Genomic DNA, 21,601 nt, shown 5'->3' on the forward strand with positions numbered 1-21,601 from the left:
TCGGGGGAGTTGGAAGCACCTGTGACCACCTGGACCGACCGCACCGCAGACCGCCCCGTCTCGCTGACCGCGCCGAGCGGCATCGACCGCGCGGCGCACCACCGCATGGACGAGGCGTGGCTCGCCGCCGCCTGGAGCCACCCGACGACCCGGGTCTTCGTGGTGTCCGGCGGTCAGGTGCTCATCGACGAGACCCCCGAGGGCCGCACCGAGCTGCTGATGACCCCGGCCTTCGAGGCGCCGCTCACCGAGGAGCACCGCTACTTCCTGGGCACGGACGACGACGGCGTCAGCTACTTCGCGCTCCAGAAGGACACGCTGCCGGGCCGCATGGACCAGTCGGCGCGCCCCGCGGGACTGCGCGAGGCGGGCCTGCTGCTCTCGCCCCGGGACGCGGGCCTGATGGTGCACGCAGTCGCCCTGGAGAACTGGCAGCGTCTGCACCGCTTCTGCTCGCGCTGCGGCGAGCGCACCGTCATCGCCGCGGCGGGCCACATCCGCCGCTGCCAGGCGTGCGGCGCCGAGCACTACCCGCGCACGGACCCCGCCGTGATCATGGCGGTCCGGGACAGCGAGGACCGCATCCTCCTCGGCCGGCAGGTGCACTGGCCCGAGGGGCGCTTCTCGACCCTCGCCGGCTTCGTCGAGCCGGGGGAGTCCATCGAGCAGTCGGTGCGCCGCGAGGTCTTCGAGGAGGCGGGCGTCACGGTCGGCGACGTAGAGTACGTCGCGAGCCAGCCCTGGCCGTTCCCCTCCAGCCTGATGCTGGGCTTCATGGCCGACGCGATCTCTTCGGAGATCAACGTCGACGGTGAGGAGATTCACGAGGCCCGCTGGTTCTCCCGGGAAGAGCTGCGGGCCGCATTCGAGTCCGGGGAGGTCCTGCCTCCCTACGGCATCTCGATTGCGGCCCGGCTGATCGAACTCTGGTACGGCAAGCCCCTGCCGAAGCCGGGGACCGTGGGCTGAGTCGCTCAGGCACCAAGCTTCTGCTTGACCTGCGCCAGCGAAGGGTTCGTGAGCGTCGAACCGTCCGGGAAGAGAACGGTGGGAACCGTCTGGTTTCCGCCGTTCGCCTTCTCGACGAAGGCCGCCGAGTCCGGGTCCTGCTCGATGTTGATCTCGGTGTACGCGATGCCCTCGCGGTCCATCTGGCCCTTGAGGCGGCGGCAGTAGCCGCACCACGTGGTGCTGTACATCGTCACAGTGCCCGGCATGTCTCTTGTGCTCCTTCGTCGCTCGGGGTGCGTCATCGCGATGACGCGGGGGTCCGTCATCATCGCAATGAATCGAACGTACGAGACCCGGCCCCCATTCCCGCATTAATACGACTGCCGAGGCTCCCCTGTGGACAACCGGCTCATCCGCCCCTGGCGACCTGACAGCATGGCGGGGTGACATCAGCAACGCGCTCCACCCTCTTCCCGCAGATCCCGGACTCTGCCGACGCGGTGCTCGCCGGGCTCGACCCCGAGCAGCGCGAGGTGGCCACCGCCCTGCACGGGCCGGTGTGCGTCCTCGCGGGCGCCGGCACCGGCAAGACACGGGCGATCACCCACCGGATCGCCTATGGGGTGCGTGCCGGAATCCTCCAGCCCGCCAGCGTGCTGGCCGTCACGTTCACCAACCGCGCCGCGGGCGAGATGCGCGGCCGCCTGCGCCAGCTCGGCGCCTCCGGCGTCCAGGCCCGCACGTTCCACTCCGCGGCCCTGCGTCAGCTCCAGTTCTTCTGGCCGAAAGCAGTCGGTGGGTCCCTGCCCAGGATCGTCGACCGCAAGATCAAGCTCGTCGCGGACGCGGCCGCCGCCTGCCGCATCCGCCTGGACCGCAATGAGCTGCGGGACCTGACCAGCGAGATCGAGTGGTCCAAGGTCACCCAGACCGTCCCCTCGGACTACGCCGCGGCAGCCGCCAAGTCCGGCCGCGACGTCCCGCGCGACCCCGCCGAGATCGCCCAGCTCTACGCGGCGTACGAGGACCTCAAGCGTGACCGCGCGGTCATCGACTTCGAGGACGTCCTGCTCCTCGCCGTCGGCATCCTCCAGGACCGGCATGACATCGCCGAGCAGGTCCGCGCCCAGTACCAGCACTTCGTGGTCGACGAGTACCAGGACGTGAGCCCCCTCCAGCAGCGCCTCCTGGAGCTGTGGCTCGGCGACCGCGACAGCCTCTGCGTCGTCGGCGACGCCAGCCAGACGATCTACTCCTTCACCGGCGCGACCCCGGACCACCTGCTGAACTTCCGCACCCGCCACCCGGGGGCGACGGTCGTCAAACTGGTCCGCGACTACCGCTCCACGCCCCAGGTCGTCCACCTGGCCAACGGCCTCCTTTCCCAGGCCCGCGGCCGCGCCGCCGACCACCGGCTGGAACTGATCTCCCAGCGCGACCCCGGAACGGAGCCGGTCTATACGGAGTACGCGGACGAACCGGCCGAAGCCGAAGGCGCGGCCCGCCGCATCCGCGCCCTGCTCGCCGACGGCGTCCCCGCCAGCGAGATCGCCGTCCTCTTCCGGACGAACTCCCAGTCGGAGATCTATGAACAGGCGCTCGCCGACGCGGGCGTGCCCTACCAGCTGCGCGGCGCCGAGCGGTTCTTCGAGCGCACCGAGGTCCGGGAAGCGGGCGCGGCCCTGCGCGGCGCCGCCCGCTTCGGCGGCAACGACGCGCTCCTGGACGACGTGGTCGACCTGCCCTCCCAGGTGCGGGCCGTGCTCTCGACCAAGGGCTGGACCTCGCAGCCCCCGGCGGGTTCCGGCGCGGCCCGTGACCGCTGGGAATCCCTGGCCGCGCTGGTGCGCCTCGCCGAGGACTTCGTGCGGGCCAAGCCGGAGGCGACGCTCGCCGACCTCGTGGCCGAGCTCGACGAGCGGGCCAACGCCCAGCACGCCCCCACCGTCGAAGGCGTCACCCTGGCCTCCCTGCACGCGGCCAAGGGACTGGAGTGGGATGCCGTGTTCCTGGTCGGTCTGGCCGAGGGCATGATGCCGATCACCTACGCCAAGACCGATGAGCAGATCGAGGAGGAGCGCCGTCTCCTCTATGTGGGAGTGACCCGCGCCCGCGTCCACCTCTCGCTCTCCTGGGCCCTGTCCCGCTCGCCGGGCGGGCGTCCGAACCGCCGCCCCAGCCGCTTCCTGGACGGTCTGCGCCCGGGCTCCGGAGCGGGCGCGGCGGGCCGGGCCGCGGGCGGCGGTCCCGGCGGTGTCGAGCGCGGCAGCGCCGGTGAGTACGGCGGCCCGGCGGTCGGCCGCCGCCAGCGCAAGAGCCGCACCCCGGCCCGCTGCCGCGTCTGCGGCCGGACTCTCACCGACGCCGGCGAGATGAAGCTCATGCGGTGCGAGGACTGCCCGTCCGACATGGACGAAGGACTCTACGAGCGGTTGCGGGAGTGGCGGTCGGACCAGGCGAGGCAGCTGGGACAACCCGCGTACTGCGTTTTCACGGACAAGACCTTGATCGCCATCGCGGAGGCCGTGCCCGACGACGAGGGCGAGCTGGCGCGGATCCCGGGCGTCGGCGTCCGCAAGTTTCACCGCTTCGGCGCCGAGGTGCTTGCCATCTGCGCAGGTCAGGAGCGTGTAAGGGGCGCCGAGGAAGAATGATTCAAACTCGTCGAAAAAATAGTTTGCGCATGCGCAAGGAAGACCCATAGGTTCTTAAGCACGGAACAGCGGCTTCTCCGAAGCCCTGGGCCGTGCTGTACTTGTCAGTCCGCAGGATCGGTTCCGGTCGATCCCCTAGACGCCGAGAGGAGGCGAATTCCAGTGATCAGCATCAACGAGAGCTTCATCAGCACCGCCAAAATGACCGATCGCTCGGTCGTCGCTTCCTGCCTGCTCGGCTTCTCGAACCAGGGCACCGGTCTGTCCGGCGGCATCCCCGCCGTTCTTCCGCTGTCCTCCTCCCTGCCTCTCGCCGGTCTCTCCATTCGTGAGGCCAATGAGGGCAATGAGCGACCGACCAAGGCACCGGAAGCAGCAGTAGCGGAGGCGCAGGCCCAGGCCTATGCCTTTGCGGCGGCCGGTGCCGGATTCCGGAAGCAGACGACGCAGCACCACACGATGTGGGCCTTCCGTGGGCTCGAACCCTGGAGTGATCCAGTCTGATCTCGATCAGACAGGCGCCTTCAGGGCCGCGGAACCCCACCCGGGATCCGCGGCCCTTCTGTTTTCCCCGAAACAGGGAGACAGAGCGAAGGGCCAAGAGCAAGACCCGGTACCAGCCGCCAACCGGCCGACCCAGGCCGGCACGACCAGACGAGGAAAACACCACCGTGCAACTCGAAGCGCACGCCCCGTCCGTACCGCCTTCACAGGTGATCTCCCCGCCCACTCCCACGGAGGACCCGACCTTGACTCCCCTCACCGCGCTCACCGCGCTCGACGACGCCATCGAGAACCTCGGCGTACCCGTCCCCTGCCGCGCCTACGACCCCGAGGTCTTCTTCGCCGAGTCCCCGGCCGACGTCGAGTACGCGAAGTCCCTCTGCCGTACCTGCCCCCTGATGGAGGCCTGCCTCGCCGGCGCCAAGGAGCGGCGTGAGCCGTGGGGCGTCTGGGGCGGCGAGCTGTTCGTCCAGGGCGTGGTCGTTGCCCGCAAGCGGCCCCGTGGCCGCCCGCGCAAGAACCCGGTCGTCGCATGAGCACCGCCGGAACCATCGACCGCCCCCTGACGCACGACCCCAAGAAGCAGGCCCCGATGAAGGCAGCCACCCGCGAGCCCACAGGCTCCGCGACCCGAGACTTCACCACCGCCGGCGCGCACACCTCGCGCCAGAACAGGACCCGAGAGATGCAACTCATCCCAGAAGCCATGGCTCGTGCGCATATGCACGAACGACTGCGCGAAGCCGAGGCGCAACGCCCGGCCGATCGCCTGATGGCGGCCCGCCGCATGCAGCGCCGCGCGGAGCGCGCCTCGCGGCGTGCCCGGCGCGCGCTCGCCATGGCGGTCATGCAGTAAGAGGCAGCAAGAGCGGGGCCGGTCCGAACGGACCGGCCCCGTGGTGCGTTGTGCTCCGCGAGCCCTTCCGCCCGGCGATATGGTCGCCGGGTGGACGAGCAGAAGCCTCAGCACACCGCCGCGGAGAACCGGGTGTGCGCCCGCTGCGGCACGGTCGCCGAAGGCACACCGCCGACCTGGACCTGCTCCGTGGAGAACGGCGTCCGCCGCTACTACTGCGAAGCTTGCGCGCGGGAGAACATCAGAGCCATCGAGGGCCGCCTCGACATCGACTGGTGGTAGCCGTAGCCGTAGCCCCCGAGAAGCCTGAGGCGTCCAGTGCCGATGCCTCCGATGCCTTCGATGCGTCAGGCTTCAGGGCTCGGTCTCAGGCGCCAGCCACGGCCTCGCCCTCCTCGATGACGAAACCGGGCAGCCACTCCTCCAGCTCGGCCCGCATCCGCACCGTGGCGTTCAGCTGGCACAGCACCCCGATCGTGCTCAGCGTCACACGGTGTATCAGGAGATACGACGGCGGGAGGTTCAGCCGCTTGCCCAACTGGTAGGCGGGGGAGCGGGGGTCGGCCACCCGGGCCGCCTGGCTGCGCATCCAGCCGCGGGTGAACGTGAACTCTTCCACCAGCATCGGCTCGATGATCGGCAGGAGGTAGTCGAGCACCGCGTCAGGTTCGAGGTCGACGGTCTTCTTGACGAAGCCTTCCTCGCACAACATGTCGTACACCGCGTCGGCCTCGCCGTCCAGCGTCATCCGCAGCGATTCACCGATGGTCGTGGGCAGGCCACCCGGCAGCCGGTCCACCGTGCCGAAGTCCAGGACCCCGAGGCGCCAGCCACCCTTCTCATCGGGCAGCAGACGGAAGTTGCCCGGGTGCGGATCGGCGTGCAGGAGTCCCGTGCGTGCCGGGCCGGAGAAGAGGAAGCGGGCCAGCAGCTGGCCCGCCCGGTCGCGCTGCTCCTGAGTGCCGTCGGCGATCACCTCCGACAGCGGGGTGCCGTCGATCCACTCCGTGACCAGGACCTGCTCGCCCTGGTGCACCACCTCGGGCACCACCACGTCGGGGTCGTCGGCGAACTCCGACGCGTGCGCCTGCTGCGCCTGCGCCTCCAGGCCGTAGTCGAGCTCTTCCGACACCCGGTCGCGCAACTCCGCGATGAGCGGCTTGATGTCCATCCCGGGAATCAGCGGCCCCAGAAGACGGGCAAACCGGCTGAGTTGGGTCAGGTCGGACAGCAGCGCCTCGCCCGCTCCCGGATACTGCACCTTGACCGCGACTTCGCGTCCGTCCGCCCAGACCGCCCGGTGCACCTGGCCGATCGACGCGGCGGCAGCGGGCTTGTCCTCGAACTCCAGGAACAGGTCGCGCCAGTCCTCACCGAGCCGCTCCACGAGCACCGAGTGCACGGTGCTCGTCGGCATCGGTGGCGCTGCCTCCTGCAACTTCGTGAGCGCCGCGCGATAGGGCCCGGCGACCTCCTCAGGCAGCGCCGACTCGAAGACGGACAGAGCCTGCCCGAACTTCATGGCGCCGCCCTTGAGCTCGCCGAGAACCTTGAACAGCTGCTCCGCCGTGCGCTGTTGCAACTCGCGCCCGACGATCTCCGCCGACTTGCCCCCGATCCGCTTCCCGAGTCCCCAGGTCGCGCGTCCCGCGAAGCCGAGTGGCAGCGCGGCCAGTTTGGCGGTTCGGGTGACCGCCTTCCGGGGAAGATCAGACATGCGCCCCTCCAAGTCCCAGACAGCCACGCCTTCTCAGGCGGTTACCCGGCCATTGTTGCGTGCCGCTCCTTCTCTGTGGTGAGCCGATCCCCCTTAACGTCCGCGCCCGCCCCGCACGGGCATGCGGGATGCGGCCAAACCGGACGCGCGTGCCAGTCGAATCCCGGTACGGACGCCTCCCAGCGGACTCCTGTGGCAGCAGTGGACGCCCCGTCCAGGAAGGCGAGCGCATGCCCCGCGACCAGCCCGGCGACCGAGGTCGACAGGGCGAGGTCGCACGCGGGCACGTGCCGCGAACGCCCCGATCGCCACTGCGCCAGCATCCGGGCCCAGGTGGGATCGCGGTCCGCGCGCTGCCGGAAGAGGCAGCCCGCGCAGGCGGTCGAGCCGGGCAGGACCAAAGGGCCGACCACGCCCGTACCTTCGATCACCCCGGCGTAGAGATGAGGGATGCCGGCCGCGAGGAGGTCCTCGGCGTGGACGGGGTCGGGGGCGTACGCGTCCAGGCCTTCACGCGGGGCGATGACCACGAGCGACAGCCCGGCCCGGTCCTCGGCCGTCGGGGCCTGCCAGAGCGACGGCCCAGCTGACGGTGGCCCGGGCGACGCGGCGCGGTCCGTGCGCGGGGGCCGGTCCGGCGCCGACTGCCGCACCAGCCGGCGCGCGGTCGTGTCCCGGCGCTCCCCGATCGCCTCCGCAGGCAGCCCGCCGGGCGCGACGTCCCAAGGCTCCACCTGCCCGCCGTCCAGCACCTCGACCCGCCCTACCCCGGCCCCCGCCAGGACCGAGGCCACGACGGCGCCCACTCGCCCCGCTCCCTGGACGCGGACGCGCATGGCCCGGCGCGCCGCCAGCCTCTCGATCGCCTCACCCGGCTCCGAGGTGAGAAGCGACACCGAGGCCAGGTCGGACCGCAGCCGGTCCATGGCTCCGCTCCGCTTGCGCAGGGCGTCGGCCGCGGGGCCGCCGCCCGTCGCGTCGTCGAGCAGGCCGGCCCGCGACAGCTCGCCAAGGAGCCTGTCCACGTGACCGTCCGGCAGACCCATCCGCCGGGCCTCCTCGCGCAGGAGCGGCAAGCCCCGGGTGCCGTCCAACAGGGAGAGGAAACTGCCGGTCGCGGTGTCCATCGGGCCGAGCGCCATGGCGTGCGCGGGCGCGACCCCGAACTGCACGGTGCTCAGGTCCCGCCAGCCGCGCCGCAGCGCGGGCTTCAAGGTCGGATGCATGGTGGTCCCCCGTCGTCAGCCCGGCGCGGTCCCGTCCGCCGCGCCGATCGACTGCCAGAATGCCCGCCCCGCCACTTGTCCGCGTCGCGTTGTCCACAGGCACGGAGTGCTTGTCGTACTAATTAGTCGTACGGGTCGTGACGATCAGTCGTACTGGTCGAACCAATCGGTCGTATGCGTCGAACGACCGGGCGGCGGATCGCCGCCGAACCGTCCCGGAGGCGGGACTTCCCCCACGCCCAGCGGGTAACGTCGGGGCGTGCCCGCCGACCCGTCCTCTCGCGTCGCTGGGGAGACCTCAGCGCGTCGCGCCGGAACTCCACAGCGCAGCACGCCCAGTCCGCCGCCGTCCGGCGCGGGCCCCAGCGCGGTCGAGGTCAGACGCAGCGCCCGCCGGCGCAGAACGGTCTCGGCGTACCGCGAGGGCGACCGCACGGTCGTCCTCATCCCCGCCCGCATGTCCGAGGCGGAGGAGCAGCGCTGGGTCAACGTGATGCTCGACAAGCTCGCGGCGCAGGAGAGCAAGCGGCTCCTCGGTGACGCGGAGCTCTGCGAGCGGGCCAGGCAGCTCTCCGACCAGTACTTCGACGGCCGCGCGAGGCCCGCCTCCGTTCGCTGGGTCACGAACCAGAACACCCGCTGGGGATCCTGCACGCCGTCGGAGGGCAGTATCCGCCTTTCGCACCGGCTGCAGGGCATGCCCGAGTACGTCGTGGACTACGTCCTCGTCCACGAGCTCGCCCACCTCCTGGTCCCCGGGCACGGGCCGCGTTTCTGGCGCCTGCTGGAGGCCTATCCGCGTACGGAGCGGGCCAGGGGCTACCTCGAAGGTGTGGTCGCCGCCGGCCGGCTGCCGCAGCTGCCGGCCGCCCGCGAGGAGTGAACGTCCGCCGCGTCCGACGGTTGTGTAGCGGGTCCGTACCGGCTTCGTCCGCTGTCAGACTTTGCGGTTAGCCTGGCGCGACGCATTCACATTCGGGATGGGGGACGGTCGTTACGTATGGCCAGGGAATTCCAGCGCGGCCACAAGGCCAAGATCAGTGACCTCACCGCGGGGACGGATCTGTACGTAGGCGTACAGATCTCGGCACCCGGGCTGACCTTCGACATCAGCTGCTTCGGCCTCGACGCGAGCGAGCGACTGTCGGACGACCGTTACTTCATCTTCTTCAACCAGCCGAAGTCTCCCGAGGAGTCGATCCAGCTCCTGGGCGCGCAGGCGGGCGACACCGAGTCCTTCCGCGTCACGCTCGACCGCATACCGCCGCAGATCCAGCGGCTCTCGTTCACGGCGACGATCGACGGCGCCGGGCAGATGTCGCAGGTCGCCTCCGGATACATCCGCATCGTCGCGGGCGGCGAGGAAGTGGCGCGTTACGCCTTCACCGGCGCGGAGTTCTCCACGGAGCGCGCCGTCATGCTGGGCGACTTCTACCTGAAGGACGTCTGGCGGTTCGCCGCGATCGGCCAGGGCTTCGACGGCGGACTCGACGCCCTGCTGAGGAACTTCGGCGGCGAGGTCGCCGAGGAGGAGCCCGCCCCCGCGCAGCCGCAGGCCGCGGCGCCCTCGTTCGCGCCCCGGCGCAGGCCGCGGCCCCGCCCGCGTTCGGCGCCCCGGCGGCTGCCGCGCAGCCCCAGGCACCCGCGCCCGCCCCGCGCAGAGCTTCGCGCCGCCACAGGGCGCCACCCGCCCCGGCGCCCGCCCCGGCCGAGCCGGCGCACGCAGCGCAGACCATCGTGGCGCCGGTGAACCAGCCGCCCGGCGGCACGATGCCGCCCCCGCCGGTCCCCGCGCCGTACGGCCGGCCCGGTCAGCAGCCCCCGCAGCAGCCGCAGTACGGTCAGGTGCCCGGCCAGCAGGCCCCCGGCCAGACCGCGCCCCTGCCGCCGGGCTACGCCCAGCATCCCCAGGCCCCGATGCCGCCGGGCTACGGCCAGCAGCCGCAGGCTCCGATGCCGCCTGGTTACGGCCAGCAGCCGCCGGGCGGCCAGTTCCCCGGCCAGGCCCCCGCCCCGCACGGCGGCATGCCCCAGGGCGCCGGTGTCGCCGCCGCTCTCCAGAAGTACCGCGAGGCCCCCACCGGCCAGCGCTGGACGCAGCAGAACGAGAAGCTGGTCCGCGTCGACCTGGGCGTGGCCGACCAGCCGATCCTGGCCCGCCAGGGCTCGATGGTGCTCTACCAGGGCAAGGTCGAGTTCAGCTACAAGGGCGCGGGCTTCGCCGGCCGCATCGTCGGCAATGCCACCGGCCAGGAGATGCAGCTGATGCGCTGCTCCGGCCGCGGTCAGGTCTTCCTCGCCGAGGAGGGCACGCACCTGCACCCCATCGAACTCCAGGGCGACGCGATCTGCGTCTCCGCGGAGAACGTCCTCGCCTTCGACGAGTCCCTCCAGCACGAGGTGCGCAGGATCGAGGGCCACGGCATCCCCGGCGGCGCGCTGTTCGTCATGCAGTTCCAGGGCAACGGCACGGTCATCGTGAAGACCCACGGCGTGCCCGTGGTGCTGCCGGTCACGCCGACGACGTTCGCCGACTGCCATGCCGTGGTCGCCTGGTCGGCCGCCGCGCAGGCGATCGTTTCCAGCCAGGTCAGGATGCGCAGCAACGCGTACGCGGGCTCCACGGGAGAGAGCGTGAACCTCCAGTTCCGTGGCGCGCCCGGCAATTTCATCGTCGTCCAGCCGTACGAGGTCTGAGGGAGCCCGTCATGAATCAGCACATGAATCAGCAGCTCGCGGGCTTCGCTCCCGCACCCGTCGCCGCCCGCATGGAGAACCACGGCCACCACATGGTCAAGGTCGCCATGCAGACCGGCAACGACCTTCTCGCGCGCGTGGGCTCGATGGTCGCCTACGAAGGGTTCGTGCAGTACGAGCCGAACCCGCCCGCCGTCCGCCAGGTCGCGCGCGAGTGGATGACCGGCGAGGGCGCACCGTTGATGAAGTGCTCCGGAGACGGCCTGCTCTACCTCGCCGACTACGGAGCGGACGTCGTCGTCATCAACCTGGCGGGTGAGTCCCTCTCGGTGAACGGCACCAATCTGCTCGCCTTCGACACGTCCCTCCAGTGGGGTGTCGAGCGGGTCAAGGGCATGGCCAAGTTCGCCGGCCAGGGCCTGTGGAACATCACGATCTCCGGCCAGGGGTGGGTCGCCCTGACCTCCCGCGGCACTCCCATCGTCGTCGACTGCGGTCGCGGCGAGGACGAGACGTACGTCGACCCGGACGCCCTGATCGCCTGGTCCCCGAACCTCAAGGTGAAGGGCAAGCGCAGCTTCAAGGCCGGCTCCCTCATCGGGCGCGGCAGCGGCGAGGCCTATCAGATGGGCTTCTCCGGAGAGGGCATCGTCGTCGTACAGCCCAGTGAGGACAGCACCGACCGTCTCCGAGCACGGGGCTGAGGGGGAGCAACACCATGCAGAGCCCACTTTTCGCGCACGCAGAACAGCAGACCCAGGAGCGTTACTCCGTCCAGAACCCGCAGCTGCTGCGGGTCGCCCTTGAGGGGCACGACGACGTCCTGGCCCGCAAGGGCGCCATGGTCGCCTACCAGGGGCTGATCGAGTTCGACGCCGAGTACCAGAGCCAGGGCAACCAGCGCGCCCGCGCGCAGACCGGTGAGGGCCTGGACCTGATGCGCTGCCACGGCCAGGGCACCGTCTACTTGGCGAACCTCGCCCAGTACGTCCACGTCGTGGACGTCGACCAGGACGGTCTGACCGTGGACAGCAGCTATGTCCTCGCGATGGACTCGTCGCTGACTCACCAGGTCATCGCCGTGGACAGCCAGTACGGCATCTCCGGCTCGGGCAAGTACCAGCTCAACATCTCCGGGCGGGGCAAGGTCGCCCTGATGACGTCCGGTCAGCCGCTGATGCTCCAGGTCACGCCCGACCGGTACGTCAATGCGGACGCGGACGCCATCGTCGCCTGGTCCAACGGGCTGCGCGTGCAGATGCAGGCCCAGACCCACTCCTCGGGCGTCTGGCGGCGCCGCGGCAACACCGGCGAGGGCTGGGAGCTCAGCTTCATGGGACAGGGCTACGCGCTCGTCCAGCCGAGCGAGCTGCTGCCGCCGCAGAACGCGGTCATAGGGCGGGGCGCCGGGGCGCAGTTCGGCGTGGGACAGCAGGGTGCCCGTGGGCAGAACCAGGGCAACGTCTGGAGCTGAGCGCTCCGGAGGACTTCAGAACGCGGGGAACTGCGGGCCGGCTGTGGCTGGTCGCGCAGTTCCCCGCGTCCCTTCGGGGCGCCTTCTTACAGACGTGCCCTCGTCGCCTCCATCAGGCGTACGACCGACTCGTCGGCCACGTCCGCCACCTCGTCGTACGCGAACCAGCGCAGGTCCAGGGACTCGTCGCTGATCGCCTCCACGGCGTCGGCCGGGGCCATCGCCGCGTACTGCACGTCCAGATGCTGCGTACAGGGCCCCGGAATCGGGTGCTGGTCCAGGCGTACGGGGCCGCCCGGGAGCAGCGTCAGGCCCGGCACACCGGACTCCTCCGTGGCCTCGCGCAACGCGGCCACGGCCAGCGACGTGTCCGCAGGCTCGCAGTGGCCGCCCATCTGAAGCCACATCCGCAGCTTCTTGTGCAGGGTGAGCAGGACCCGCCCGCGGGACGGGTCGACCACCAGGGCGCTCGCCGTCACATGGCCCGCGGTGCAGGCCTTCCACATGCCGTCCTCGCCGTGCGCGGACAGGTGGTCCAGATACGTCTGGCGCAGCTCGGCCTGGTCGGCCCGCCCCTCGTACGCCTTGAGCACGAGGACGGCGTCGTCGTGAAGGCTCACTTACCGCCGTCCTCGGGGGACTCGTCGTCGCCCTGGTCCTTCGTGAGGTCCGGCTTCGTGGAGGAGCCGCCGCCCGCCGCCTCGCCGAGCATCTTGTCCAGCTCGGAGAAGTCCATCTGCTCGCGGTGGACGAAGCCGTCCGGGTCGTCCAGGTCGGACGCCGTCGGCAGCATGTCCGGGTGCTCCCACAGGCCGTCGCGGCCGTCGACACCGCGCGCGTCGGTGAGCGAGGCCCACAGGCGCGAGGCGTCCCGCAGGCGGCGCGGGCGCAGCTCCAGGCCGATCAGCGTGGCGAACGTCTGCTCCGCTGGGCCGCCCGAGGCACGGCGGCGGCGCAGCGTCTCCCGGAGGGCGTCGGCGGACGACAGGCGGGGCTTGGCCGCGGCGTGCACCACGGCGTCCACCCAGCCCTCGACGAGCGCCAGAGCGGTCTCCAGGCGCGCCAGGGCGGCCTTCTGGGCCGGGCTGTCCTCCGGCTGGAACATGCCCTGCTGGAGGGCTTCCTGCAACTGCTCGGGGTTCTGCGGGTCGAGCTGGCCGACGACGTCCTCCAGCTTGGCCGTGTCGACCTTGATCCCCCGGGCGTACCCCTCGACGGCGCCGAACAGATGCGAGCGCAGCCACGGGACGTGGGAGAAGAGCCGCTGGTGGGCGGCCTCGCGCAGCGCGAGGTAGAGCCGCACCTCGTCCTTGTCGACGCCGAGGTCCTTGCCGAACGTCTCGATGTTCACCGGGAGCAGCGCGGCCTTCCCGGAGGGGCCGAGCGGCAGACCGATGTCGGTGGAGCCGACGACCTCACCGGCGAGCACACCGACGGCCTGCCCGATCTGCTGGCCGAACATGGCGCCGCCCATGGAGCGCATCATGCCGATCAGCGGGCCGGCCATGGCCTGCATCTCCTCGGGCAGGACGTCGCCCATGGCGAGGCCCACCCGCTCGGCCACCGGGTCGACGAGCTCCTTCCACACCGGCAGGGTCGCCTCGACCCACTCGGCGCGGCTCCACGCCACGGCCGTGCCGGACCCGGACGGCAGTGACGTCGCGTCGTCAAGCCACAGGTCGGCCAGGCGCACGGCCTCCTCGACGGCGGAGCGCTCGGCGGGGCCGACGCTGGCGTCCTTGGTGCCGTCCGCCGTGCCCTGGGCGACGGTCTGGCGGGCGATGTCCTTGGCCATGTCCCAGTTCACCGGGCCGCCCTCGTACGAGAGCATCTGGCCGAGCTGCTGGAAGGCGGCCCCCAGGTCGTTCGGGTTCATGGAGCCGAACATGGCGGCGAACGGGTTGTCCCCGCCGCCCGGGCCGCCCGCGCCGGGGAACCCGAAACCGAACGGGTTTCCGGGGCCGCCGGCACCCTGGCCCCCGCCCTGGCCCTGTCCGGGGGATTCCTTCTTCTTGCCCTCGTCGCCGTCTTCCGGCTCCTCCGGCGGAAGGCCGAATCCGAATGGGGTGTCACTCACGGGATTCCTCGGCTCGTCAGGCCGCCGGTATCGTTCCGGCGGCGGCTGCCCTACAACACCACCCAGCGTAGACACCGTGACGGGTTCGGGCCTCGGTGCTTCGCCGACTGATGGCCTGCGGCAGGATGGATGCCACCTGGTACGTACGCGTCATTCGCGTACGTACTGAAGACAACCGCTGGAGACGCCCGGTGAGTTCCCCAGATCCACAGGTTCGCGCAGCGCGAAACCCGTCAACCCCGGCGCCCGCCCGTGGGCCCGTAGTAGCCGTCACCGGCGCCGCCTCCGGCGTGGGTGCGCTGCTGACCGAGCGCCTTGCCGCCTCGGAGGAGATCAAGCAGGTCATCGCCATCGACGAGCGCCGAGGCGAGTGCTCGCAGGTCCAGTGGCACATCCTGGACGTGCGGGACCCGGCGATCGCCGAGAAGCTGCGGGGCGCGGACGTCGTCGTGCACCTGGCGCTCGATCTCGACCTGGAGACCGATGGCGCGGCCCGCACCGCGTACAACGTACGTGGCACCCAGACCGTCCTGACCGCTGCCGCCGCCGCAGGCGTCCACCGCGTCGTCCTGTGCACCTCGGCGATGGTCTACGGAGCGCTGCCCGAGAACGAACTGCCCCTCTCCGAAGACGCCGAGTTGCGGGCGACCGCGGAGGCAACGGGGGTCGGTGACCTTCTGGAGGTCGAGCGGCTCGCACGCCGGGCGCCCCGCGCGCACCCCGGGCTCAACGTCACCGTCGTACGGCCGGCGACCCTGGTGGGCGGTACCGACACGGCCCTGACGCGCTACTTCGAGTCGCCTCGCCTGCTCGTCGTGGCGGGCTCCCGGCCTGCCTGGCAGTTCTGTCACGTCGAGGATCTGTGCAGTGCCCTGGAGTACGCCGTCCTGGAGAAGGTCGACGGAGAGCTCGCCGTCGGCTGCGACGGCTGGCTGGAGCAGGAGGAGGTCGAGGAGCTCAGCGGGATCCGCCGGATGGAGCTGCCCTCGACCGTGGCGCTCGGTGCGGCGGCCCGGCTGCACCGCATCGGGCTCACGCCGTCCCCGGCCGGTGACCTCGCCTACACGATGTACCCCTGGGTGGTCAGCGTCAGCCGCTTGCACGATGCCGGGTGGCGGCCGCAGTGGACCAACGAGGAGGTCCTCGCGGAGCTGCTCGAAGAGGTGTCCGGGCGGCGGACCGTGGCCGGGCGGCGCCTTGGACGCAAGGATGCGACGGCTGCGGGGGCCGCGGGGGCGACGGTGGCTCTGCTCGGGGCGGCGGCTGTCGTGCGCAGGGCGCGGAAGGCGCGGCGGCGGATCTGAGCGGTTCCGGGTGCCTTGGAGGGTGCCGCCCTTGCTGTCGGCGCCCCGCGGGTCCTTGGCGGGACCGCCTCGCTGCACCGCACCCGGCGGTTGGCGCTGTGCCCACCCGTTCCGCCCTGCGGAACGCCTGCCCACAGCGAGTGGCGCCGTGTGCAATGCCTGTTCGGTTGTAGGACCGCTGTAGGGACGTCCTATTCCGTGTGGGGCTTGCCGTGCGGCACCATGGCCGCATGGCTAGCACCACGATGGACCACCCCGGCGAGCAGGGCGCACAGGACCCGATCCGCCTCCTCGCGATCCGCGACACCCCGCTCTCCCTGGACGAGGTCTTCCGTGCCGTCGGCGACGACGCGGCGGGCGGCACGGCGCTCTTCGTGGGGACCGTGCGCAACCACGACGGCGGCGCGGACGTCGACGAGCTGGGCTATTCGACGCATCCCACGGCCGAGGCCGAGATGCGCCGTGTGGCCGAGAAGGTCGTCGCCGAGTTCCCGGTGCGCGCCCTGGCCGCCGTGCACCGCGTGGGTGATCTCGCGGTCGGCGACCTCGCGGTGGTCGTGGCGGTCTCCTGTCCGCACCGTGGCGAGGCCTTCGCCGCCTGCCGCAAGCTGATCGACGACCTCAAGCACGAAGTGCCGATCTGGAAGCACCAGCGGTTCTCCGACGGCAAGGAGGAGTGGGTCGGCGCCTGTTGAGAGCGGCCGAGGGGCAGGACCGGCGTCGTACCCGGCGATGACCCGTGCGGCTCCAGTTGCGTAACTCGACCCCTGCTGTGAGCGTTGACCATGTGGCTGATTAATCTGCTGATCAGTCAGTTGGGGTCGCTCATGGGGTCGGGAGTTCGACATGGCATCACTTGCCTGGTTGCTGATTCCGCTTCTGGCGGCCGTCGGGGCGGGACTGTGGGGCGGCTGGGCCGCCCGTAACCGCAAGTCCGGCAGGACCGGCGACCACACGGAACTGAACGGCTACGCCGCCTTCCGCGAGGCGATGGAGAAGTCCCGCTCCGGTACGTGATGTCCCCGTACGGACCGGCCCCACAGGTGCGTCGACAGGCCCGTCCCGTACTGTCGTTCCATGCCACGCCGCACTGCGACGATGCTCGCCTCCACCCTGATGCTGATCGCGCTGCTCTGCGCCGGAGTGCTCATCAAAGTGCCCTACTCGGAGATGTCCCCGGGCCCCACGGTGAACACTCTCGGTGATCACGACGGCGAGCCGGTGCTGCAGATCTCCGGCCACAAGACGTATCCCACGACCGGCAACCTCAACATGACGACGGTCAGGGTGACCAGCGCCGACTACAACATGAACCTCGCGGAGGCCGTCTACGGCTGGCTGGCCCACGACAACATCGTGGTGCCGCACGACACGCTCTACCCGGACGGCAAGACCGAGCAGCAGTCCACGCAGGAGAACGCCGAGGAGTTCAGTCAGTCCCAGGAGAGCGCCAAGGTGGCGGCGCTCAGGGAGCTCAAGCTCCCGGTGGAGTCCCAGGTCATCGTCTCCACCGTCATCAAGGGCGACCCGGCCGAGGGCAAGCTGCACGCGGGCGACGTCATCAAGAAGGTCGACGGGAAGCCCGTCAAGGAGATGACGGACGTCGCCGAACTCGTCACCGAGCGCAAGCCCGGCGACAGCGTCACGTTCACGATCGTCCCGGTCAAGGAAGCGGCCGCCGCCGAGAAGTCGGGCAAGGAGCCGACGAGGACCGAGGAGATCAAGATCACGACGAAGAAGGCGGAGGACGGCGACCGGGCGATCGTCGGGATCAAGGCGGGCACCGACCACACCTTCCCGTTCACGATCGACATCAAGCTGGCCGACGTGGGCGGCCCCAGCGCCGGACTGATGTTCGCCCTCGGTATCGTCGACAAGCTGACCCCGAAGGACCTCACCGGCGGCAATTTCGTGGCCGGCACCGGCACCATCGACGAGAAGGGCAAGGTCGGCCCGATCGGCGGCATCGAAATGAAGACCGTCGGCGCGCGCGAGAAGGGCGCCGAGTACTTCCTGACGCCGAAGGCCAACTGCGCGGCGGCCGCGAGCGACGTCCCGGACGGCCTCACCCTGGTCAAGGTCGACACCATCGACGACGCGGTGAAGTCCCTGGAGAAGATCCGCAAGGGCGACACCGACGCCCTGCCGAGCTGCGCCGCGAAGTAGCGGCTCGACCCACGGGACCAGGCAGCCGCACGCGGGCAGCCGTACGCGGGCGGGGGAGCCCGGAGGCCCGCCCCACCCGCCTACGTACGAGAGCGGGTGCTACGCGAAGGTCGCCGCCAGCGCGTCCGCGAGGCCGGGCACCAGGTCGGAGCCCGTGAGGACCTCGGTCGGCGAGTCCTTCTCGCGCAGCCGCAGCGCCGACTCGCGCGCGCCGTCACGGAGCACCGCCACGGTCATGCGGACCTCCTGGCGGTCGGGGTGCTTCGCCACCCACTGCGCCAGCTGGGCCTCGCTGAGGCCCTCGGGTACGGACGTCTCGGCGGACGGCGGCAGCATCAGGCGCTCCACCGTGAGGGCGCAGCCCGTCACGGCGTCCGGCCAGGCGATGGTGCCGAGGAACTCGTCCAGCGGCTTGTCCGCGGGGATCTCCTCCTGCTCGATGGGGGTGAGACCGGCGTGTTCCACGCCGTCGTCAAGGCCGAGCTGGGAGGCGAGGCCGGGTTCTTGGGTGCGCAGTCGCGCCGTGTCGACGAGCGCGAAGAGGCGGGCGGGCCGGTCCCAGCCCAGGCCGGACACGTACTCATCGATCTCGAGCACGGCCCGGGTGAGGGGGCTCGCTGCCATGGGAGTGTTGGACATGGTCACAATCCTGCCTCGTTAGTCCCGAGAATCGGGAACCGAGTAAAGCGTGAGTAAGTTGCATAGGTGTGGCTCCACGATCTCGGGGGCCTGACGTATCGACAGCGAACTTCGAGGTGCGCACCTTGGCTTTCCAGATGCCGGACCGCGGCGGAGGCCCGACGGGGCCACGGATCAGAGTGGGCCGACCCTCCCGTCGCGTCCGGACCCTGCTCATGACGTTGGGCGTGTTGGCCGTGCTGGCCATGGCCTTCGTCATGTTCTCCGGGTTCTGGACGGACTGGTTGTGGTACCGCTCGGTCAATTACTCATCGGTCTTCAAGACGACCCTGTGGACCAAGATCGGCTTGTTCTTCGTCTTCGGCCTCCTCATGGCGGCCGCGGTCGGCGTGAACATCTGGCTGGCGCACCGGCTGCGCCCGCCGCTCAGCGCCATGTCGATGGAGCAGCAGAGCCTCGACCGGTACCGCATGGGCATCGCCCCCTACAAGAAGTGGCTGCTGATCGGGATCACCGCGCTGGTGGGACTGATCGCGGGCGCCTCCGCGGCGGGACAGTGGCGCACCTGGCTCATGTGGGTCAACGGCGTGCCCTTCGGCCAGAAGGACCCGCAGTTCCACATGGACGTGTCGTTCTTCGCGTTCGACCTGCCCTGGTACCGCTTCCTGCTGGGCTTCGGCTTCGCGGCGGCGGTGCTCTCCCTGGTGGCCGCCGCCCTGACGCACTACCTGTACGGCGGGCTGCGGATCACCAGCCCCGGCGCGCGCGCGACCGCGGCGGCGACCGGCCACCTCTCGGTGCTGCTCGGCGTCTTCGTCTCGCTCAAGGCCATCGCGTACTGGCTCGACCGGTACGGCCTCGCGGTGAAGTCCAGTGACTTCAAGGCGACGGGCAACTGGACCGGTCTGCGGTACGTCGACGCCAACGCCTACCTGCCGGCGAAGACGATCCTCTTCTGCATCGCCGTCATCTGTGCCCTGCTCTTCTTCGCGACGCTGTGGCGGCGTACCTGGCAGCTGCCGGTCATCGGCTTCGGCCTGATGGTCCTCTCGGCGATCCTCATCGGCGGGCTCTACCCCGCGATCGTCCAGAAGTTCCAGGTCCAGCCGAACGAGCAGGCCAAGGAAGCGCCCTACATCGAGAAGAACATCGAGGCCACCCGCGACGCCTACGGCATCAGCGGTGTGAAGCCCGAGGACTACCGGGGTGCGGGCAAGGTCGACGAGGACCGCCAGAAGAAGCGCGAGGACGCCGACACGGCGGCCAACTACCGGCTGAACGACCCGAACATCGTCTCGCCGACGTTCCAGCAGCTGGAGCAGGAGCGCAGTTACTACCAGTTCCCGACGACGCTGGACGTGGACCGCTACAACGGCCAGGACACCATCGTCGGCCTGCGCGAGCTGAACGTGAACAAGCTCGACAAGCGGAACTGGATCAACGACCACTTCGCGTACACGCACGGCTATGGCGTCGTCGCCGCCAAGGGCACGGAGACCAAGAAGGGCTCCAAGGGTGCCCCGGCGTTCACCGAGTCCGGCCTGCCGACCAAGGGCAACCTCGGCGAGTACGAGCAGCGGATCTACTACGGCGAGAAGACGACGCAGTACTCGATCGTGGGCGGGCCCCAGAAGGAGCTCGACTACGAGGAGGACGGCGGCGGTCAGAAGACGTACAGCTACAAGGGCGACAGCGGGGTCAACCTCTCCAACCCGATCAACCGGGCCGCGTACGCGGTGTCCTTCGGGGAGCCGCAGATCCTGTACTCCGGGGCGATCGGCGAGGGCTCGCGGATCCTCTACAACCGCACCCCCAAGGAGCGCGTCGAAGCGGTTGCCCCCTGGCTGACGATCGACGGCGACGTCTACCCGACGGTGGTCGACGGCCGCATCCAGTGGGTGGTCGACGCCTACACGACCACCAACGGCTATCCGTACGCCTCGCGCACCACGCTCGGTGACACCACGGCGGACTCCTTGTCGCAGGCGGACAGCCAGCGCACGGTGATCGCCCAGCAGAACCAGGTCAACTACATCCGGAACTCGGTGAAGGCGACCGTCGACGCGTACACCGGCGACGTCAAGCTCTACACCTGGGACGAGAAGGACCCGGTCCTCAAGACCTGGAAGAAGGCGTTCCCGGGCACCGTCAAGGACAAGAGCGAGATCCCGGCGGCGCTCAACGACCACCTGCGCTACCCGCAGGACATGTTCAAGGTGCAGCGTGAGCTCCTGACGCTCTACCACGTCACGGATCCCGGCCAGTTCTACAACGCGAGTGACGCCTGGCAGGTGCCGAACGACCCGACGAAGAAGGACGACAGCGCGGTCCCGCCGTACTACCTGTCCTTGAAGGCGCCGGGCCAGGACCAGCAGCAGTTCGCGCTGACGACGACGTTCACCCCCAGTGAGCGGCCCAACCTGCGGGCCTTCATGACGGTCGACGCCGACGCCAGGAGCAAGAACTACGGCCAGATGAAGCTGCTGAGAGTGACCGGCGACGTCGACGGCCCTGAACAGGTGCAGAACAAGCTGAACTCCATGACGGAGGTCGGTAACTTCGTCCGGGACATGAAGGGCGCCGATTCCGACGTCCTCTACGGCAATCTGCTGACCGTGCCACTGGACGACGGCTTCCTCTACGTCGAGCCCGTCTACGTACAGGGCCGCAAGTCGGCGTATCCGCTGCTGAAGAAGGTCGCCGTGTCGTACGGCACGGAGACCGTCTTCGCGGACTCCCTGGGCGAGGGCCTCGATCAGGTCTTCGGCGCGGCGGGCGGCACGAAGCCGCCGGCCCAGGACCAGGACGGGGACGCGGACACGGACGAGCCGACCAAGCCGCCCAGGACGAACGACCCGACGGTCCAGGCCGCCCTCGATGACGCCCAGAAGGCGTTCGAGGACGGCGAGAAGGCCATGAAGGAAGGCGACTGGAAGAAGTACGGCGAGGCTCAGGACCGCCTCCAGGAAGCACTGGAGCGGGCCGAGGAGGCGTCGGCCAAGGCGGCGGAGAAGAACGCCGACAAGAACGCCGACAAGAACGCCGACAAGGCTGCCGACAAGGGCGCCGACAAGAGCGCTGACAAGGCCGGCGACGGCGACGGTGGCAAGACCGACAAGGCCGCTGACAAGAACGCTGACGACGGCGCCGACAAGGGCGGCGATCAGGAAGCGGGCAGCGGCGGCTGAGCAGCTGGTCAGAGGGGCACCCCGCGCCGTGGTACGGTTTGAACACAACGGCGCGGGGTGGAGCAGCTCGGTAGCTCGCTGGGCTCATAACCCAGAGGTCGCAGGTTCAAATCCTGTCCCCGCTACTGCAAGGTGAAGGCCCGGATCC

The 21,601-nt window shown here is 70.2% G+C and carries 20 protein-coding genes, 1 tRNA gene and 1 pseudogene; 16 read left to right on the plus strand and 6 right to left on the minus strand.

Annotated elements, in window-relative coordinates:
* Positions 1–21 precede the first annotated feature (21 nt).
* Positions 22–969, plus strand: a complete 948-nt coding sequence (nudC, locus tag KKZ08_RS25390) for an NAD(+) diphosphatase (protein ID WP_223776640.1) — start codon at positions 22–24, stop codon at positions 967–969.
* 5 nt (positions 970–974) lie between these two features.
* Here the strand turns inward: nudC and KKZ08_RS25395 are convergent, their stop codons facing one another.
* Complete coding sequence (locus KKZ08_RS25395; protein WP_223776641.1) at positions 975–1,217, minus strand: mycoredoxin; 243 nt, start codon at positions 1,215–1,217, stop codon at positions 975–977.
* A 177-nt stretch (positions 1,218–1,394) separates the two neighbouring features.
* On the opposite strand from KKZ08_RS25395, the gene KKZ08_RS25400 reads away from it, so the two are divergent.
* The 5 genes from KKZ08_RS25400 to KKZ08_RS25420 all read left to right on the plus strand — a co-directional run bounded on the left by KKZ08_RS25400 (position 1,395) and on the right by KKZ08_RS25420 (position 5,247).
* Positions 1,395–3,605 (plus strand): ATP-dependent DNA helicase UvrD2, encoded by a 2,211-nt coding sequence (locus KKZ08_RS25400; RefSeq protein ID WP_276573904.1) that lies wholly within the window; start codon positions 1,395–1,397, stop codon positions 3,603–3,605.
* A gap of 162 nt (positions 3,606–3,767) precedes the next feature.
* Complete coding sequence (locus KKZ08_RS25405; RefSeq protein WP_223776642.1) at positions 3,768–4,109, plus strand: hypothetical protein; 342 nt, start codon at positions 3,768–3,770, stop codon at positions 4,107–4,109.
* 167 nt (positions 4,110–4,276) lie between these two features.
* Positions 4,277–4,645 carry a WhiB family transcriptional regulator gene (locus KKZ08_RS25410; protein ID WP_223776643.1) on the plus strand — a complete coding sequence of 123 codons (369 nt, stop codon included), beginning with the start codon at positions 4,277–4,279 and terminating at the stop codon, positions 4,643–4,645.
* The gene (locus KKZ08_RS25415) at positions 4,642–4,965 is read left to right on the plus strand and encodes a hypothetical protein (protein WP_223776644.1); all 324 of its coding nucleotides are present in this window, start codon (positions 4,642–4,644) and stop codon (positions 4,963–4,965) included. Before KKZ08_RS25410 ends, KKZ08_RS25415 begins: the two co-directional genes overlap by 4 nt.
* 90 nt (positions 4,966–5,055) lie before the next feature.
* The gene (locus KKZ08_RS25420; RefSeq protein ID WP_223776645.1) at positions 5,056–5,247 is read left to right on the plus strand and encodes a hypothetical protein; all 192 of its coding nucleotides are present in this window, start codon (positions 5,056–5,058) and stop codon (positions 5,245–5,247) included.
* Positions 5,248–5,332: 85 nt separating this feature from the next.
* Here the strand turns inward: KKZ08_RS25420 and KKZ08_RS25425 are convergent, their stop codons facing one another.
* Both KKZ08_RS25425 and KKZ08_RS25430 read right to left on the minus strand, forming a co-directional pair.
* A complete protein-coding gene (locus KKZ08_RS25425; RefSeq protein WP_223776646.1) occupies positions 5,333–6,682 on the minus strand; it encodes an AarF/ABC1/UbiB kinase family protein in 1,350 nt (449 codons plus the stop codon).
* Positions 6,683–6,723: 41 nt separating this feature from the next.
* Complete coding sequence (locus KKZ08_RS25430; RefSeq protein WP_223776647.1) at positions 6,724–7,908, minus strand: TOMM precursor leader peptide-binding protein; 1,185 nt, start codon at positions 7,906–7,908, stop codon at positions 6,724–6,726.
* A 259-nt stretch (positions 7,909–8,167) separates the two neighbouring features.
* On the opposite strand from KKZ08_RS25430, the gene KKZ08_RS25435 reads away from it, so the two are divergent.
* The 4 genes and pseudogenes from KKZ08_RS25435 (at position 8,168) to KKZ08_RS25450 (ending at position 12,079) form a co-directional block, all read left to right on the plus strand.
* Positions 8,168–8,791 (plus strand): M48 family metallopeptidase, encoded by a 624-nt coding sequence (locus tag KKZ08_RS25435; RefSeq protein WP_223776648.1) that lies wholly within the window; start codon positions 8,168–8,170, stop codon positions 8,789–8,791.
* Between the two features lie 117 nt (positions 8,792–8,908).
* Positions 8,909–10,605: pseudogene (locus KKZ08_RS25440) on the plus strand (TerD family protein).
* A 23-nt stretch (positions 10,606–10,628) separates the two neighbouring features.
* The gene (locus KKZ08_RS25445) at positions 10,629–11,309 is read left to right on the plus strand and encodes an AIM24 family protein (RefSeq protein WP_223779183.1); all 681 of its coding nucleotides are present in this window, start codon (positions 10,629–10,631) and stop codon (positions 11,307–11,309) included.
* A gap of 14 nt (positions 11,310–11,323) precedes the next feature.
* Positions 11,324–12,079, plus strand: coding sequence for an AIM24 family protein (locus KKZ08_RS25450; protein WP_223776649.1), 756 nt, complete (start codon positions 11,324–11,326; stop codon positions 12,077–12,079).
* Positions 12,080–12,165: 86 nt separating this feature from the next.
* Here the strand turns inward: KKZ08_RS25450 and KKZ08_RS25455 are convergent, their stop codons facing one another.
* Together KKZ08_RS25455 and KKZ08_RS25460 are read right to left on the minus strand one after the other, a co-directional pair.
* Positions 12,166–12,699, minus strand: coding sequence for an NUDIX hydrolase (locus tag KKZ08_RS25455; RefSeq protein WP_223776650.1), 534 nt, complete (start codon positions 12,697–12,699; stop codon positions 12,166–12,168).
* Entirely contained in the window at positions 12,696–14,156 is a 1,461-nt protein-coding gene (locus tag KKZ08_RS25460) for a zinc-dependent metalloprotease (protein ID WP_223776651.1), read from the minus strand. The genes KKZ08_RS25455 and KKZ08_RS25460 overlap by 4 nt, the downstream gene beginning before the upstream one ends.
* A gap of 191 nt (positions 14,157–14,347) precedes the next feature.
* On the opposite strand from KKZ08_RS25460, the gene KKZ08_RS25465 reads away from it, so the two are divergent.
* The 4 genes from KKZ08_RS25465 (at position 14,348) to KKZ08_RS25480 (ending at position 17,626) form a co-directional block, all read left to right on the plus strand.
* Positions 14,348–15,460, plus strand: coding sequence for an SDR family oxidoreductase (locus KKZ08_RS25465; RefSeq protein ID WP_223776652.1), 1,113 nt, complete (start codon positions 14,348–14,350; stop codon positions 15,458–15,460).
* Between the two features lie 230 nt (positions 15,461–15,690).
* Positions 15,691–16,155, plus strand: coding sequence for a molybdenum cofactor biosynthesis protein MoaE (locus KKZ08_RS25470; RefSeq protein WP_223776653.1), 465 nt, complete (start codon positions 15,691–15,693; stop codon positions 16,153–16,155).
* A 151-nt stretch (positions 16,156–16,306) separates the two neighbouring features.
* Positions 16,307–16,477 (plus strand): hypothetical protein, encoded by a 171-nt coding sequence (locus KKZ08_RS25475; RefSeq protein WP_223776654.1) that lies wholly within the window; start codon positions 16,307–16,309, stop codon positions 16,475–16,477.
* A 60-nt stretch (positions 16,478–16,537) separates the two neighbouring features.
* Positions 16,538–17,626, plus strand: coding sequence for a PDZ domain-containing protein (locus KKZ08_RS25480; RefSeq protein ID WP_223776655.1), 1,089 nt, complete (start codon positions 16,538–16,540; stop codon positions 17,624–17,626).
* 99 nt (positions 17,627–17,725) lie between these two features.
* Here the strand turns inward: KKZ08_RS25480 and KKZ08_RS25485 are convergent, their stop codons facing one another.
* Complete coding sequence (locus KKZ08_RS25485; RefSeq protein WP_030780960.1) at positions 17,726–18,265, minus strand: PPA1309 family protein; 540 nt, start codon at positions 18,263–18,265, stop codon at positions 17,726–17,728.
* A gap of 137 nt (positions 18,266–18,402) precedes the next feature.
* Here KKZ08_RS25485 and KKZ08_RS25490 point away from each other — a divergent pair, with 137 nt between their 5' ends.
* Both KKZ08_RS25490 and KKZ08_RS25495 read left to right on the plus strand, forming a co-directional pair.
* Entirely contained in the window at positions 18,403–21,453 is a 3,051-nt protein-coding gene (locus tag KKZ08_RS25490) for a UPF0182 family protein (protein WP_223779184.1), read from the plus strand.
* A gap of 51 nt (positions 21,454–21,504) precedes the next feature.
* Positions 21,505–21,578 (plus strand) — tRNA-Met (locus tag KKZ08_RS25495).
* Positions 21,579–21,601: the final 23 nt, after the last annotated feature.

Origin of the sequence: Streptomyces sp. 135 (assembly GCF_020026305.1) — a bacterium.
GTDB lineage: Bacteria > Actinomycetota > Actinomycetes > Streptomycetales > Streptomycetaceae > Streptomyces.